This window comes from Idiomarina sp. PL1-037 (genome assembly GCF_034422975.1).
GTDB lineage: Bacteria > Pseudomonadota > Gammaproteobacteria > Enterobacterales > Alteromonadaceae > Idiomarina.
The window spans coordinates 723467-738211 of record NZ_CP139873.1 but is presented as its reverse complement, the minus strand read 5'-3'; the positions used below and the strand labels follow the sequence as shown (position 1 = coordinate 738211).

General features: G+C 49.9%; 11 protein-coding genes. 3 read left to right on the top strand and 8 right to left on the bottom strand.

Going from position 1 to position 14745, the window contains the following annotated elements:
- The first annotated feature begins 1 nt into the window (after position 1).
- On the top strand, positions 2 to 751 hold the full coding sequence (locus U0358_RS03335) for a 3',5'-cyclic-nucleotide phosphodiesterase (RefSeq protein WP_322407058.1): 750 nt from the start codon (positions 2 to 4) through the stop codon (positions 749 to 751).
- Between the two features lie 27 nt (positions 752 to 778).
- Here the strand turns inward: U0358_RS03335 and U0358_RS03330 are convergent, their stop codons facing one another.
- The 4 genes from U0358_RS03330 to U0358_RS03315 all read right to left on the bottom strand — a co-directional run bounded on the left by U0358_RS03330 (position 779) and on the right by U0358_RS03315 (position 6859).
- Positions 779 to 2026, bottom strand: a complete 1248-nt coding sequence (locus U0358_RS03330) for a type II toxin-antitoxin system HipA family toxin (RefSeq protein WP_322407057.1) — start codon at positions 2024 to 2026, stop codon at positions 779 to 781.
- Positions 2019 to 2294 (bottom strand): helix-turn-helix domain-containing protein, encoded by a 276-nt coding sequence (locus U0358_RS03325; RefSeq protein WP_322407056.1) that lies wholly within the window; start codon positions 2292 to 2294, stop codon positions 2019 to 2021. The genes U0358_RS03330 and U0358_RS03325 overlap by 8 nt, the downstream gene beginning before the upstream one ends.
- A 441-nt stretch (positions 2295 to 2735) precedes the next feature.
- The gene (purL, locus tag U0358_RS03320; RefSeq protein WP_322407055.1) at positions 2736 to 6623 is read right to left on the bottom strand and encodes a phosphoribosylformylglycinamidine synthase; all 3888 of its coding nucleotides are present in this window, start codon (positions 6621 to 6623) and stop codon (positions 2736 to 2738) included.
- 98 nt (positions 6624 to 6721) lie between these two features.
- On the bottom strand, positions 6722 to 6859 hold the full coding sequence (locus tag U0358_RS03315) for a hypothetical protein (protein WP_158511967.1): 138 nt from the start codon (positions 6857 to 6859) through the stop codon (positions 6722 to 6724).
- A gap of 150 nt (positions 6860 to 7009) precedes the next feature.
- On the opposite strand from U0358_RS03315, the gene U0358_RS03310 reads away from it, so the two are divergent.
- The gene (locus U0358_RS03310) at positions 7010 to 7507 is read left to right on the top strand and encodes a transcriptional activator RfaH (protein WP_286830479.1); all 498 of its coding nucleotides are present in this window, start codon (positions 7010 to 7012) and stop codon (positions 7505 to 7507) included.
- On the opposite strand, the gene U0358_RS03305 is transcribed toward U0358_RS03310, so the two are convergent.
- The 3 genes from U0358_RS03305 to U0358_RS03295 are packed head-to-tail and all read right to left on the bottom strand — an operon-like array spanning position 7501 to position 12769.
- Positions 7501 to 10080, bottom strand: a complete 2580-nt coding sequence (locus tag U0358_RS03305; RefSeq protein WP_322407054.1) for a zinc-dependent metalloprotease family protein — start codon at positions 10078 to 10080, stop codon at positions 7501 to 7503. The genes U0358_RS03310 and U0358_RS03305 overlap by 7 nt on opposite strands.
- 24 nt (positions 10081 to 10104) lie before the next feature.
- Positions 10105 to 11472, bottom strand: coding sequence for a membrane-bound lytic murein transglycosylase MltF (gene mltF, locus U0358_RS03300; protein ID WP_322407053.1), 1368 nt, complete (start codon positions 11470 to 11472; stop codon positions 10105 to 10107).
- 1 nt (position 11473) lies between these two features.
- Positions 11474 to 12769 carry an amidohydrolase gene (locus tag U0358_RS03295; protein ID WP_322407052.1) on the bottom strand — a complete coding sequence of 432 codons (1296 nt, stop codon included), beginning with the start codon at positions 12767 to 12769 and terminating at the stop codon, positions 11474 to 11476.
- Between the two features lie 69 nt (positions 12770 to 12838).
- On the opposite strand from U0358_RS03295, the gene tadA reads away from it, so the two are divergent.
- Positions 12839 to 13306 carry a tRNA adenosine(34) deaminase TadA gene (tadA, locus tag U0358_RS03290; protein ID WP_322407051.1) on the top strand — a complete coding sequence of 156 codons (468 nt, stop codon included), beginning with the start codon at positions 12839 to 12841 and terminating at the stop codon, positions 13304 to 13306.
- Here tadA and U0358_RS03285 read toward each other — a convergent pair.
- Positions 13299 to 14687 carry a Na+/H+ antiporter NhaC family protein gene (locus tag U0358_RS03285; protein WP_322407050.1) on the bottom strand — a complete coding sequence of 463 codons (1389 nt, stop codon included), beginning with the start codon at positions 14685 to 14687 and terminating at the stop codon, positions 13299 to 13301. The genes tadA and U0358_RS03285 overlap by 8 nt on opposite strands.
- Positions 14688 to 14745 lie beyond the last annotated feature (58 nt).

The window sequence follows — 14745 nt, the reverse complement described above, 5'->3', positions numbered from 1 at the left end:
TGTGAATATTCAAGTTCTTGGCTGCAGCGGCGGACTCAGTGGCGACAATAAAGGCGGCTCTACCTGCATCCAGCTCAATCATAACATTCTGATTGACGCCGGCACCGGTCTGAATCAACTCAGTCTCGCGCAAATGCACCAGGTTCGGCATGTATTGCTGACCCACTCGCATATGGATCACATTGCCGCTTTGCCCACATTTTTAAGCAACCAATACGGAAGTGAGCACTTACCCGTTACGGTTTACGCACAGGCTCACACTCTGGAAAAGCTGCAAAATAATATTTTTAACGGCGATATTTGGCCTGAGCTCAGCAGCATGACCGAAGGCCCTGAGCCGATACTAAAATTTAAAGAAATCCACCCGGGTGAGTGTATAGAGCTTGAGGGTATGGAAATTAAAGCTTTTGCTGTAGAGCACAGCGTACCGACAGTGGGTTACAGCGTAAAAAGTCAGGGTAAACACTTTGTTTTTGCCGCCGATACCATTGCCGGTAAGCAACTGACCGAACAGCTTAACCGCCTAGCCCATATCGACACCTTAATGCTGGAATGCGCCTTTCCCGACGAGTTACTGCCGGTTGCGGAAAAAACCAAGCACATGACCCCTAGCTTACTTGAAAGCGCCCTGAAAAGCTTAGAGCAACAACCCACCGAGCTTTGGATAACCCACCTGAAACCTAGCAACGAAAAAGCCCTGCGCGCAATCTTAGCAGCCAACCCACCACATAAAAATACGGTGGTGCTGTAGGATATCATTTCTGGCGTGAACGTCAGTCTACACATTTAGATGTACATTACGCGCCCGCACAGTAATATCATTTTCGATGGTTTTGATGATCCCTGAAGAAAGCCCCAGCCCCTTAGCTTCAGCTATGAAACTTCGGGTTTGTTGGTAAATTTCATCCAGTATATGATAAAGCGGCGCGCTATTTGCAAAGCCAGCCTGTCCGGCCATATGCTCTAGCGCAGTTTTATCCGGACAAGCTCCGTTACCGTTGAATGCGGTCATATGCTCACCATAAGAAGACGGGCTATAAACAATGTCGTAACACGGCGATAACCGCCACTCGTCCTTATCATTGGCCAGGAAATTAAAATTCTTCGAGTGATCATCCTGATTCACAGTCACATAATTAAATAATGCCCGCTTAACCATTTTTTGCGCTTCATCAACACCACACAAAAGCCGCGTTGCCTTAATTAAATCCACGTAATCCAGTGAGGGCTCGCGGAAGGAAGCATCAAGTAAACCCGCGGCTGACAGCATGTGATAGCGACCCTTTTCAGAGCAATCAAAACGCGCCTGCTGCAACCAAAACTGACCATTGCCCGCATCGATAAGCTCAAACTCAGGCACCTGAATTCCAACGTTTTTGGCCATAGTTAAGTACAAGTACTCAACCAGGCTTTCTTCATGCTTTAGTAAAAAACGTTCCGACGTCAGTTTCACAATCAGCTTTTTCCCTTTTGCGTTCGGCTCAGTTGAATACTGGCCATTGCCCAGTAAGGTCGCATTTAATTTCGGGCGAGCACCACCAGAGCCTCCGGCCGCCTGTAGATGCTCGATAAGATCCGTTTCATTACCCTCAAACTCTTTTATCGCTTCCTGACCCAGCCTTCGTAAAGCAATATCGTCACTGCTACCTTCCCTTAAGCGAGTTTTCGGCTCATAGGAAAGCGCCCCCAAACAGTCCGAACTAATAACAGCCAGACGCTCCATTGCCGACATTTTCTGTGGGTTATAGCCATTTTTTCGAAACACTCTGTCCATGAGATAAAGCCCCCAACCATCAGGCAGGCTATCCGCAAAAACACCGTGTAAACCATAATGAGGTTGTCGTGGGGCTTTTTGAAGCTCAGTTGTCGCTTTTAGGTTGAATGGTGACAAGGATGTTTTGTGTTGCTCTAAATAGTCTTTGTGATATTGAAAATAAACACCCGATTTATTTTCAGCCAGAGTGCCAACACCCACCCGTTTACCATCCGACAACGTTCGTATTACCTGAAGAGGCGTATTAAGCATTTTTCAAAACCTCATCTATGGTTTTAGGGACTTTTTCCCGCTCCAGAAATTCCCTGAGTTGGTTGAGTTCACCCAGAGCTTCGACCAGCATTAAAAACTGACGCAAAGAGATGTTTCCTGTGCGCTCAAACTTACGAACGGTCCCATAGGGCACACCTGATTTTTCAGACAAAGCTTCAACCGACAGCTTTTGCGCTTTTCGCAGTTGCTTAATATGCTCTTTAAGATCAAGCTGAGTATCGTATGCCGTATTTAGATTAAGCGTCATAATAGTAACAATTTAAGCGGTTTTTAAGTGGTAACTGTTACTATTATAGCAATAATTATGGGCTGGCGCTATTCCTTGCCTGATTTTCATATCAGGTGAGAGCTGTGACCCTGACGCCACCGTCAGTCAGCATAAACACTAAACACCTACAGTACTTCAACTCCTCAGCTTACATACCTGCTTCCGCCGCTCTGCTAATTTATCCATCTTATTTGCTAAAGTGTATTAGCTGTCACTAAAGCGTTAGGCATAAAAATAACAGCCAGTACCTGACGTAAACGCCAGGCTCAAACTGCAAGAGGCGCTAAACCCGTGGGCTTTCTGCTGTAGGAGTGTCGAAGGCCATGGATGGCCTTCGACAAGCGTTCAGGGATGAACTTGTAGCGTCTCCGTAAGCAGAAAGCCCACGGGTTAGCCGAATTGTGGTTTGCGCCAGGCTCGCTAGCCGAGGTGCTTACGGGCGTTGCGGAACATGCGCATCCATGGACTGTCTTCGCCCCACTCATCCGGGTGCCAGCTGTTGGCTACGGTACGGAACACACGCTCAGGGTGCGGCATCATTGCCGTCACACGACCATCGTCGCTGGTTACCGCAGTAATACCTTTGGGTGAACCGTTCGGGTTAGCCGGATACTGCTCAGCTACTTCGCCCCAGTTATCAATGTATCGCAGTGCAACCTGGCCACTTTGTTCCAGCTGGGACTGCTGCTGAGGGTTAGCAAACTCCGCACGGCCTTCACCATGAGACACCGCAATTGGCATACGCGAACCCGCCATGTCACCTAAGAAAATCGACTGAGATTCCTGAACTTCAACCAGGCTAAAGCGCGCTTCAAAGCGCTCACTGCGGTTGGTTACAAAACGTGGCCAATGCTCGGTTCCCGGAATTAACTGCTTCAGTGTCGACAGCATCTGACAACCGTTACACACACCCAGCGCCAGCGTGTCGTTACGCTTAAAGAAAGCTTCGAACTGCTCGCGCGCACGGTCGTTGAATAAAATCGACTTAGCCCAACCCTCACCGGCGCCTAGAACGTCACCGTAAGAGAAGCCACCACAAGCCGCCAGTGCCTGCATGTCTTCTAACGACACACGACCCGCTAAAATGTCACTCATGTGAACATCCACCGCTTCAAAACCGGCACGGTCAAACGCAGCTGCCATTTCGTAGTGTGAATTCACGCCTTGCTCTCGCAGAATTGCCACTTTAGGCGCCACACCTTTGGCAATATAAGGCGCCGCAATGTCTTCCGCAGGATCAAAGGTTAAGTCGGCCTGTAAGCCCGGGTTGTCTGCGCGCTGCTTAAGACGAAATTCTTCGTCAGCACACACCGGGTTGTCACGCAGACGCTGCATATGATGCGTGGTTTCTCCCCACACAGTGCGCCAATGTGTGCGGCTCTGTGCTAATACATTCTGTTCGTCACGGGTAAAGACAATGGCGTCTTCATGCGTTGGTTCACCAATGCGTTTAACACAGTCGCCCAAACCAGCCGCTTTATAAGCGTCCATCACTTGCTGGTACTGCTCATCACTCACCTGAATCACGGCACCCAGCTCTTCGTTGAACAAAGTAGCTAAGTTGTCTTCGCCTAATTCGTCCAGCGCTACTTTCGCGCCGCAGTTTCCGGCAAACGCCATTTCCGCTACGGTCGTAAATAACCCGCCGTCAGAACGGTCATGGTAGGCCAGTAAACGTCCTTCGGTGACCAACTGCTGTGTGGTGTTAAAGAAGGCTTTAAAGGCTTCAGTGTCGTCTAAGTCTGGCGTATGTTGTCCCAACTGCTGATACACTTGCGCCAGTGCAGAGCCGCCTAGCCGGTTCTGACCTTTACCTAAATCAATTAATACCAGGTGCGACTGGCCTTTGTCGGTGCGCAACTGCGGCGTCAAAGTCGCACGAATGTCATTCACCCGGCCAAACGCGGTAATCACCAGACTCATTGGCGCAGTCACAGCTTTATCTTCGCCGTCTTGCTGCCACTGAGTTTTCATCGACATGGAATCTTTACCCACCGGAATGGTAATACCCAGTTCCGGACATAACTCTTCACCGACAGCTTTAACAGCCTCGTACAAACCCGCGTCTTCACCCGGGTGACCAGCCGCACACATCCAGTTAGCGGATAATTTAATGCGTTTTAAATCGCCAATGTCCGCAGCGGCAATATTGGTCAGAGACTCCGCCACCGCCATACGTGCAGAAGCGCCAAAATTCAGTAGCGCCAGCGGCGTACGCTCGCCCATGGCCATAGCTTCACCATGGTAGCTGTCATAACTGGCTGCGGTTACCGCAACGTCAGCAACTGGTATCTGCCACGGACCCACCATCTGATCACGAGCAACCAGACCGGTAACACTGCGGTCACCAATGGTGATTAAGAAGGTTTTCTCAGCAATTGCCGGTAAGCGCAATAAGCGATCAGCGGCGTCATTCAAGTCAGCCGCTTCCAAGTGTAATGGCGCACCTTCGGCCTGCAAGCGGGCAACATCGCGATGCATCTTCGGCGGTTTGCCTAGTAACACATCCAGCGACAAATCAATGGGCTGATTCGAGAACTTCGCATCGTTCAGTAAAATAGTCAGCTCTTCAGTCGCTTCACCAATCACCGCGTATTCTGCACGCTCGCGCTCACACAAAGACTCAAAGCGCGCCATGTTCTCTGGAGCAATCGCAATAACGTAACGTTCTTGCGACTCATTGCACCAAATTTCCAGAGGGGTCATGCCAGGCTCATCGTTCGGTATTTCGCGCAGTTCAAAGCGACCACCACGACCACCGTCACTGACCAGCTCCGGCATCGCATTCGACAAGCCACCAGCACCTACGTCGTGTATAAAAGCAATGGGATTCTCAGCACCCAACTGCCAGCAGCGGTCAATCACTTCCTGACAACGGCGTTCCATTTCCGGGTTTTCGCGTTGTACTGAAGCAAAATCTAAATCTTCAGTCGACTCACCCGACGCCATAGAAGATGCCGCGCCGCCACCTAAACCAATGTTCATAGCCGGGCCGCCTAACACAACTAACTTAGCGCCAACCGGAATGTCACCTTTTTGTACATGAGCTTCACGAATATTACCCAAACCACCGGCAATCATAATGGGCTTATGATAGCCACGGGTTTCGCGCCCGTTGTGGCTGTCTACTGTTTGCTCGTAGGTGCGGAAGTAACCGGTCAGCGCCGGACGACCAAACTCATTGTTAAACGCCGCGCCGCCTAACGGACCTTCCAGCATAATCTCCAGCGCCGAAACAATACGCGCTGGCTTGCCGTAGTTCTCTTCCCACGGCTGCTTAAAGCCAGGAATATTCAGGTTAGAAACGCTGAAACCAACCAAACCCGCTTTGGGTTTAGAACCGACACCCGTAGCGCCCTCATCGCGAATTTCACCGCCCGAGCCCGTTGCTGCCCCCGGGTAAGGTGAAATAGCGGTTGGGTGGTTATGAGTTTCCACCTTCATTAAGATATGCACCGACTCGTGGCTATAGCCATAGCTCATACTGTCCGGTTGAGGGTAGAAGCGCCCGGCTTCATGGCCTTCCATAACAGCGGCGTTGTCTTTGTAAGCCGACAACACGTAGTCCGGTGTGGTTTCAAAGGTGTTTTTAATCATTTTGAACAGCGACTTGGGCTGTTCCGCGCCGTCTATGGTCCAGTCGGCGTTAAAAATCTTATGACGACAGTGCTCAGAGTTTGCCTGGGCAAACATATAAAGCTCAATGTCGTTAGGGTTGCGGTCCAGTTTACGGAAATTTTCTACCAGATAATCAATTTCGTCATCGGCCAGCGCCAGGCCTAAACTGATATTCGCCTGTGCCAAGGCTTCACGGCCGCCTGCCAAAATGTCTACAGAAGACAATGGCTGCGGTTCCTGTGAGCGAAATAACTGCTGCGCGTCGCTCATATCGTACAACACACTTTCGGTCATACGATCATGCAACAGTAACGCCGCTTGCTTAAGCTCTTCAGCCGATAAGTCCCCCTGCAGATAGAAAGCCACACCACGCTCAACGCGGTGGATGCTTTTCAAACCACAGTTGTGTGCAATATCGGTGGCCTTTGAAGCCCAGGGAGAAATAGTACCAATGCGGGGAGTAACTAGTACCAAAGCACCTTGCGGCTCATGTGCCGGCATTTCGGGGCCATACTTCAGTAGTTGCACCAGTACGGAACGATGTTCGTCGCTAAGTTCATTGTGCAAATCAACAAAGTGCTGATACTCAGCATAAAGCTCTTTGACAGGAATTCCTGCCTGTTTCAGTTGTTCAAGTTGCTTCGTTGTTTTGAAGGCTGATAAGGCAGGTGCACCGCGGTAGATTTCCACAAGCAAGGTCTCCAAAGCTGGGCGATTTTTGCTGGCAGATTATACAGTAGCCTGACATTCATGTCAGGTACAATATCGAACCTGACATACACGTTTGGCTACTCAATTTTCGGGGTGCCTTCGCGATTCACTATGCGGAACCATTTTTCGCGGCGCTCAATAATGCGCTGCTTGCGCTTACGGATAACGGCGCGACGGCGGGAATTGTTTTCACGTCTGAGGCGGTTGGCTTGCATAGATTTATGCCTTTATTGCGTTTAAATGCCTAATCAGCTTACCTTGTCATACTGCTTTTTTGCAACGATTTTATGCTGGCTTACCAGCCTAATTTGCGTAACTTAAACTAATGTGGAAAGATCGCCCGCCGACGCACAAAAGGACCTGTTATGAATGAACTCGAATCTGACGTTTGGTACATAGTACGAACCAAGCCTAAGCAGGAAGAACGCGCGATACTGAATCTGGAGAATCAGGGGTTCGGTGTTTTCGCGCCCGAGTTAACCGTGAAAAAGGTTCGTCGGGGTGTGCGTACCTCTGTGGTTGAGCGTATGTTTCCGGGCTATGTGTTCGTGAAACCCGATGACATTATTGAGCAGTTCTACAAATTGCGCAGCACCTATGGTGTCGCTGGTGTGTTGCGTTTTGGCGACAACATTCCGAAGGTTCCACAAAGCTGGGTTGACCAAATGAGAGGGATTGACCAACTGACCGATGAACAGGCGCCTCAGATAGGCGACACGGTCGAAATTCAGCAAGGCCCTTTCCGTGGTTTCCTTGCTAAGATTGTCAAACTGGACGGTGAATCACGCTGCTTTGTTATGCTCGAATGGATGCAAAAAGAAGTCAAAGCCAATTTCAGCTACAAAGAACTGCAGTTTCAATGAGCGGTGCGGCGGCGCAAGCCAAGAGCGACTAAGCCAAGCACCACAAGCCAGCCTGCATGGCCGCCGCTGCTGCCAGAGTCAGCTGCGGTAACAGTAAAGCGAGCCGTCGCCGACTGCGTATTGCCCTCGGTATCACTTACACTTAACCGATACTGATACGTTCCCGCCAAAAGTTGCCCTAATGAGGCACTGAATGCACCATCGTTGAAGCCAAATCCGGTCACTTCCTCTTCACCACTATCCATGACCCTAAACAACCGCAGACTACCCGGATCAAGATTCAAATCGGCATCAGTCACTGTTGCCGAAAGGCGAACCGTTTGCCCTTCCGTTGTGCCCGTTGCAGTAAAACCAACTATGGTCGGAGCAATAGCTCTGGGTTCAACCGCTAACGCAACCCTCAGGCTGTCACTGCCGTCGCTGAAATCTACTCTCAGTATCGCGGTCTGCTCCGAATCAACAATCCCTGCCGTCCCTTCTATAGCAAAGCGTCGCTCACCATCAACAGCACCGCTCACCTCGTTAAAGCTAAAGCCATTAATCAGGTCATCGTCTAAATTAACCACTGACACAGCCACATCATTACTGACATTAAACAGGCTCAGTTGAGTATCAAGCTCCTCCAGTTCGCCAACCGTATCACCCGAACTTAAAAAAGCCTGCGGGCGTGAGCCAACCATATCGGAAGGGTCATTCCACAGTCCACTGGAAATATTGAAATCGTTAAAATCGGTATTCACCACTTTTAAGTGCCAGTGGAAAGGATTATAAATATTGTCTTTATCCAGGCTTGCCGCAATCTCTTCAATATCGGTCTTTAACGTTACCGTCATCATACGAGTGCTGCCGCTGCCACTCACAACCCAGTCAAACCATTGTTCGGCAGTTGCTATGCCGACTTCCTGACTCACCGAAGTGCCACTGGCGGTTGTCGGAATTGCCATCTGTAATGACTGATTACTGGTATCGGCATCCGATAGCTCAATGGTAAAACTGGCCTTATCTCCGGCCTCCACCAGACCTATCACATTGCTATCCAGTAGCAAATAATTTGTCCCGGTACTTGAGAAGTTACCGTTAAAACTACTATTACTCACAAAACGCCAGCGTGAAGCTCCATTGGTTAATTCCTCTATCGCGATAATGCAGATATCGGTTGATCCGTTAGGTATTCCGCCTAACGCAACCGAGTTCACACTAAAACTTTGCAAATTCAAAAGCGCTTCACGGCTGGCAGAAACATACTCTTCACAACGTCCACCGGCTAACGCATAACGGTCGGCGTTGGCAACCGCCGGCCAGCTTATGGTTAACTCCGAATTTCCGGTGCGGCTGGCTGCCATAGCATTCACATTAGTGCGTGACGCGTTATTAGCCCACACCACGCTACTGCGTTGCGCCGCCGTGCTGGCATCTGCCGCATCTATTTCAGACTCGGCTTTCCCCATGGGCAGTCCAAAATTACTGTCGACCAGATCAGGACTGGAGTAGGCGGGTTCCTCATTACAGTCCGCACGACTACCAAATTCGCTCCGGCAGACGCCACCGTACGACATTGTCGTATAAAAGCGTCCGCTACCTTCAATAAAACCGTAAGGAATATGGTAATCCTTCTGCTCACCACCGCCGCCGCTTGCATTGTTCGCCAATGTATAACGGTCATGATTGAGTCCGAAATTGTGCCCAACCTCATGAGCAACCGTTCCCGAACCAGTGCAGGACAACGCCGTATAACCTGCCCCGGAAATGCCACTCACAAAGTTCACCAAGTTATCGCTGACATTAAAGTCAGCGGCAACAAAAGCCAAACCGCAAACACTGGGGTTATCGGCACCAATAAAGTGAACCACATCGGCCTGATAGCGATCCATCAACCGACGAACCCGCTGATCATTTACCAGTTCATCAACAATCGCATTAGGGTTTTCTGTGGGGAAGCTGTTGGTAGAGTCAGGATTGAAAAAGCCAACACCGGCAACAGACATTTCGACGGGTAATTGTGAGCGCTCAAAAATAGCGTTGCTTGTGCTCACCGCTGCTTCAATGCTCAAGGCTAAATCGTAACCTTCGTCATCGGCATAGCCCAGCAAACGCTCATCGTAAAGAAAAAGCACGTCAATGCTGTTGTCGAATTGAGTCACCAGAGAAGTTATTTGAGCGTCGTTGGCTTTTGTCAGTGCCGCTTTACGTGGAGCCGGAGCTAGCTGAAACTGCTTTTCGACCTTTAGTGGTTCTATGCGACTATTGGGTTTTAACGGCTGCGAAGGCGTACGGTTTCTCTGATTAATATAGGTTTCGCCGCCTACGCGACGAATTTTTACTTCACCAACATCGGGGTGCGTAATATAAATAAGTTGGTTATCGCCGCGCTTATGCAAAAAACCTAAATGCTGAGTGTCACCATAGCGGTCTTCATAAGTGAGCCGGTAACTGTTTCCAGACGACAAGCGCTCAGCCAAAGTTGCTTCAATAATCTGGTTGTTTACAGACAACTCAATTTTGTCGCCCAGGCTTTGTGCTAAGGCAAATACCGGCGCTAAAGCTATTAGCACTGCGGCGACTGTCTTTTTCATTTTAAACACCTAATTTTATGGCAGCTACAGCCGTCCTTGCTCATCTAAATATTTTAATGTGTCGTAAAAACGACGGATGTTACCGACATAGGTCACTGGCTCATCGCCTCGCGCGAACCCATAGCGAGTATGACGATAAAACTGTTTTTGTCTCAGCAGCGGCAAACGCTTTTTCACATCCACCCAACGGTCCGGGTTACCGCCCTGACGCTCCGTTATTATTCGCGCATCTTCTAAATGCCCGAATCCTATATTATACGCCGCTAAGGCAAACCAGGTTCTGTCCGGTTGCGGAATTCTTGCCGGCACCCTATTTAGCATGCGCTCCAGATAACGCGCTCCGCCGCGAATACTTTGTTCCGCATTCAGGCGACTTTTAACCCCCATCGCTTTAGCCGTAGGCAATGTCAGCATCATCATGCCGCGCACCCCGGTAGGAGAAACCGCCCGCGGGTTCCACAACGACTCCTGATAGGAAATAGCAGCCAGTAACCGCCAGTCAAGCGACCCCGAATGCTCTTTAAAGGTTTCTATATAAACAGGCAGGACACGATCTACCGCTTCTATAAACAAACTGGTCGTTACATAATTAAATTGTTTTACGTGACCAAAATGCTGCTCTTTAATATGAGCTAAGCGCCCGCTGGAGCGAATTTCACCAAAATACTCAATAACCGCCGCAAACAAAGAGTCATCGGTACCCTGCGGTAAAGCCCAGGCAATATCCTGATCATGCTTTACCGTAAAAGCCACACTTAAACCAGGATGAAACCGGCGTTGAATATTTAATGCCGTACTGTCGGTAATGGTGTAATCGACTTCGCCACTAATCACCATTTGCAATAGCTCGACCGCATCGTGGTCGCGGGTCGCGCGCCACTTTAGTGTCGGAATACTGTCACCCAGGCTTCTCAAAAACTCATGATGAGAGCTACCTTCCACCACCACAATTTCGCCGTCGGTAATCTGCTGCAAGTCCCGCGGACGCTGCCGCGAGCCTTGTTTAAACACCACTTTCTGGCTAATAATGTCGTAAGGCGGACTGAAACGGAACAGCTGAGCGCGTGTCGAGGTCCGATCCAGACCCGCTGCAACAATGTCAACCTCGCCGCGGCGCAGCATGGTAAACAAATCATTCACATCAAATCGCGGCACCATCTCCAGCTCCACGCCTAAGCGCTCAGCAAAGCGTTTAGCCAGATCGTACTCGAAGCCCTGCTCACGGTCATGATCAAAATAATAGCTGGTTGGGTTTATCAGCGTTCCCACCCGCAGTACCTGACGTTCCTGAACGACGGACATGGCATCGGGGCGGGTTTGAGGACTGCAGGCCGTTATTACACTAGCGGCCAACAGTAAAATAGCAAACAGCGATACTGCAGACTTTGGCATATTAGAGAGATTCCAGAGCCCAGTTCACATAAAGTTCTGTACCGGTTTTTAGTGCGTCTTCGTCAGCATAGAAATGCGGCGAGTGGTTACTCGGTTCTTCTGACATATCACGCTCCGGTGGGGTAACCCCTAAAAAGACAAACATTCCCGGCACTTCCAGCGCATAGTAAGAGAAGTCTTCAGCGCCGGTTACTAATGGCACTTCCTGCACTTTATCGGCGCCAGCTACCGCTTTTGTTACCGGCAGCATTTGCTCAACCAGGTCTGCGTCGTTGCTGGTTACCGGATAGCCCAAATCAACATGAACGTGAGCTTCTGCTCCGTTTGCTTCAGCGATTTTTTTCGCCGTTAACTTTAATTTCTCGTGAATATCCGAACGAATGTCCATGTCAAAGTTGCGGATAGTACCAATTAAGGTCACTTCGTCCGGAATAATGTTATTACGCACACCGCCTTCCACAATACCGAAGGACAAAACGGCCGGAGCTTTGGTAATATTGGTCTGGCGGCTGATAATGGTCTGTGCGTTATTAATAATTTGTGCCGAAGTCACAATAGGGTCAACACCAGCCCATGGCGTAGAACCGTGCGCTTGCTTACCTTTTACTTTAATTTCGAACTGATCGGAAGACGCCATCAGCGGGCCTTTACGATAGCCCACATGACCTGTAGGAAAACCTGCCCAGACATGAATACCAAAGACTTTTTCTGGTTTATTTTCGGCTATCAAGTCGGCAAACAAGCCTTCTTCAAGCATTAACTCAGCGCCGCCCTCTTCGCCTTCAGGCGCGCCTTCTTCAGCTGGCTGGAAAATAAACATCACGTTACCGGCCAGTTCGTCTTTCATTTCGGCTAATTTTTCTGCCGCACCCATTAACATAGCAACATGAGTATCATGCCCGCAGGCGTGCATCACACCCACCTCATTGCCTCGATACTCTGATGTTACCGTTGACTTAAAAGGCACATCGGTCTGCTCGGTAACCGGTAACGCGTCCATATCCGCACGCAACGCTATGGTTGGGCCCGGCTTACCGCCTTTTAGCATGCCCACAACACCGGTATGCGCCACACTGGTTTCCACTTCCATGCCCAGAGAGCGCAAATGCTCAGCCACCATTTTGGCGGTTTCAAACTCGCGGTTACTCAGTTCAGGGTTGGCATGAATATGGCGACGCCATTCAATGACCTGAGCTTCTAAGTCGCTGCTGACTGTTACCGGCGACTGCTGAGCAGCAGCCTGAGCGCCATAGCCAAAGCTACTGGCCAGCATTAGGCTAATAATGAGCTTTTTCATTGTTCTCTCCTGCATAAGTGCGGATTGTTATTCTGGTACTGGGTAATATCCTGCGCTAAAATCGCCCTCATGACAACCGATGAAATCTACATGCAGCGAGCCATAGAGCTGGCTGAACAAGCGCAAAACGCAGACGAAGTACCCGTTGGCGCGGTATTGGTCATGGACGATAAAATTGTTGGCGAAGGTTACAATCAGGTTATTTCTTTGTCCGACCCATCCGCTCATGCCGAAGCACAAGCCATTCGTTCTGCTGGTCAGGCTATCGATAACTATCGGTTGGTCAATGCCACCCTGTACGTGACGCTGGAGCCCTGCGCTATGTGCGCTGGTTTAATTACTCATGCACGAGTCAAAAGGCTGGTGTTCGGTGCAACTGACCCGCGAACCGGAGCCACCGGCACTGCCATTGAGGTGATTAATCACGCCTCTATGAACCACAAAGTGGAAGTGCACAGCGGCGTCTTGGCAGAAGAATGCGGCGATATATTACGTCGCTTTTTCCGTGCCCGCCGCAAATCGGCTAACCTTAAATAAGCATCCCCGTTACGGCGTAAGCCACCGTTGCTGCAAGCCCCGCTAATAAGGCATAAGGCAACTGCGTACGCACATGGTCAATATGCTCCACACCCGAGGCCATAGACGCAATGATCGTGGTATCGGAAATGGGCGACGCATGGTCGCCGAAGATCCCCCCGGAAATTGCCGCCGCTATAAAGGGCGCAGCCGGTAAACCTAACGTCATTGCCAGCGGTATCGCCAGAGGCAGCATAATGGCAAAGGTTCCCCAACTGGAGCCAATAGAAAAGCCCGTAATAGCCGACAACACAAATATCAGCGGTAACAGCATCCATAGCGCCACCGAACCATCCAGAGCGGCCGCCAAAAACTCTCCCGTACCTAAGTCGCGGGTTAAGCCCCCCAGCGCTATAGACAGCCACAAAATGACCGCCAGTGGCAGAATATTCCAGGCGCCTTTTAACAGGTACTTACCAACATCGGCCAAACCTGCCGGCTGTGTCATCAGGGTTCCGGCTACGGCAATGCCCAAAGCCACATAAATAGCGACAAACACACTTAAAGTGCCGTTACCGTCAACCAATACACCCTTACCGGTAACCAGCAGCATAACCGGCACCATCACCACCAGCGAAATCAAGCTGGTCATGACCACCGCGGTACCTTTGCCAAAGCGGGCCTCTTCATCCGGGCCATCGCCCCAGGTATTTTTGGAAACCTGATCGGGCACAGCATTCTTTTCAAAGGCTTTCATGGGCCCAATATTCCAGTCGAACAGCGCCACAAAGAGCGCCAGCAATACCGCAAAAATGGCATAGAAATTAAAAGCAATAGACTGAATAAACACCAGCAGAGGTTGTTCAACGCCCTGATTCGAAATGAGCGTTAAATTAAACGCCCCCCAGGCATTCAGCGGAATTAAAATACAAATGGCAGCACAAGTAGAATCAACAATGTAAGCGAGCTTTTCGCGGGCAATACCCAGGCGGTCATAAATAGGCCGCGAGGTGGTGCCGGAAATCATAATAGTCACGTTCGATTCGATAAAAACCACAACGCCCAGTATCCAGGTCATTAACCGGGCTCTGCGCTTGTTTTCTATCCATTGTTTTTTTTCAAGCTTCAGCACAAACTCTTTAAACGTTCCGCCGTTTTCCAGCACGCCAAACAATGCACCAATACCCAGAGTAAAAAACCAGACCAGCATATTACTGGGGTCAATAAGGGTGTCCCAGGTGCTGTTTAAAGTGCCGTAGGCAATATTTTCAGGAGCAGGCCAAAACAGCAGAATATTGGCCAGAATAATACCGCCAATAAGCGCCAGCAGAACTTTTCGGGTAACTATGGCGAATACAATTGCCAATAAGGAAGGTAAAAGACTGGTCCAGCTCAGTTCCATTAGGATGCGTTTATAAATGTCTGATACTGGGAGGTTAAAACAATAAACCGCCGCGGGC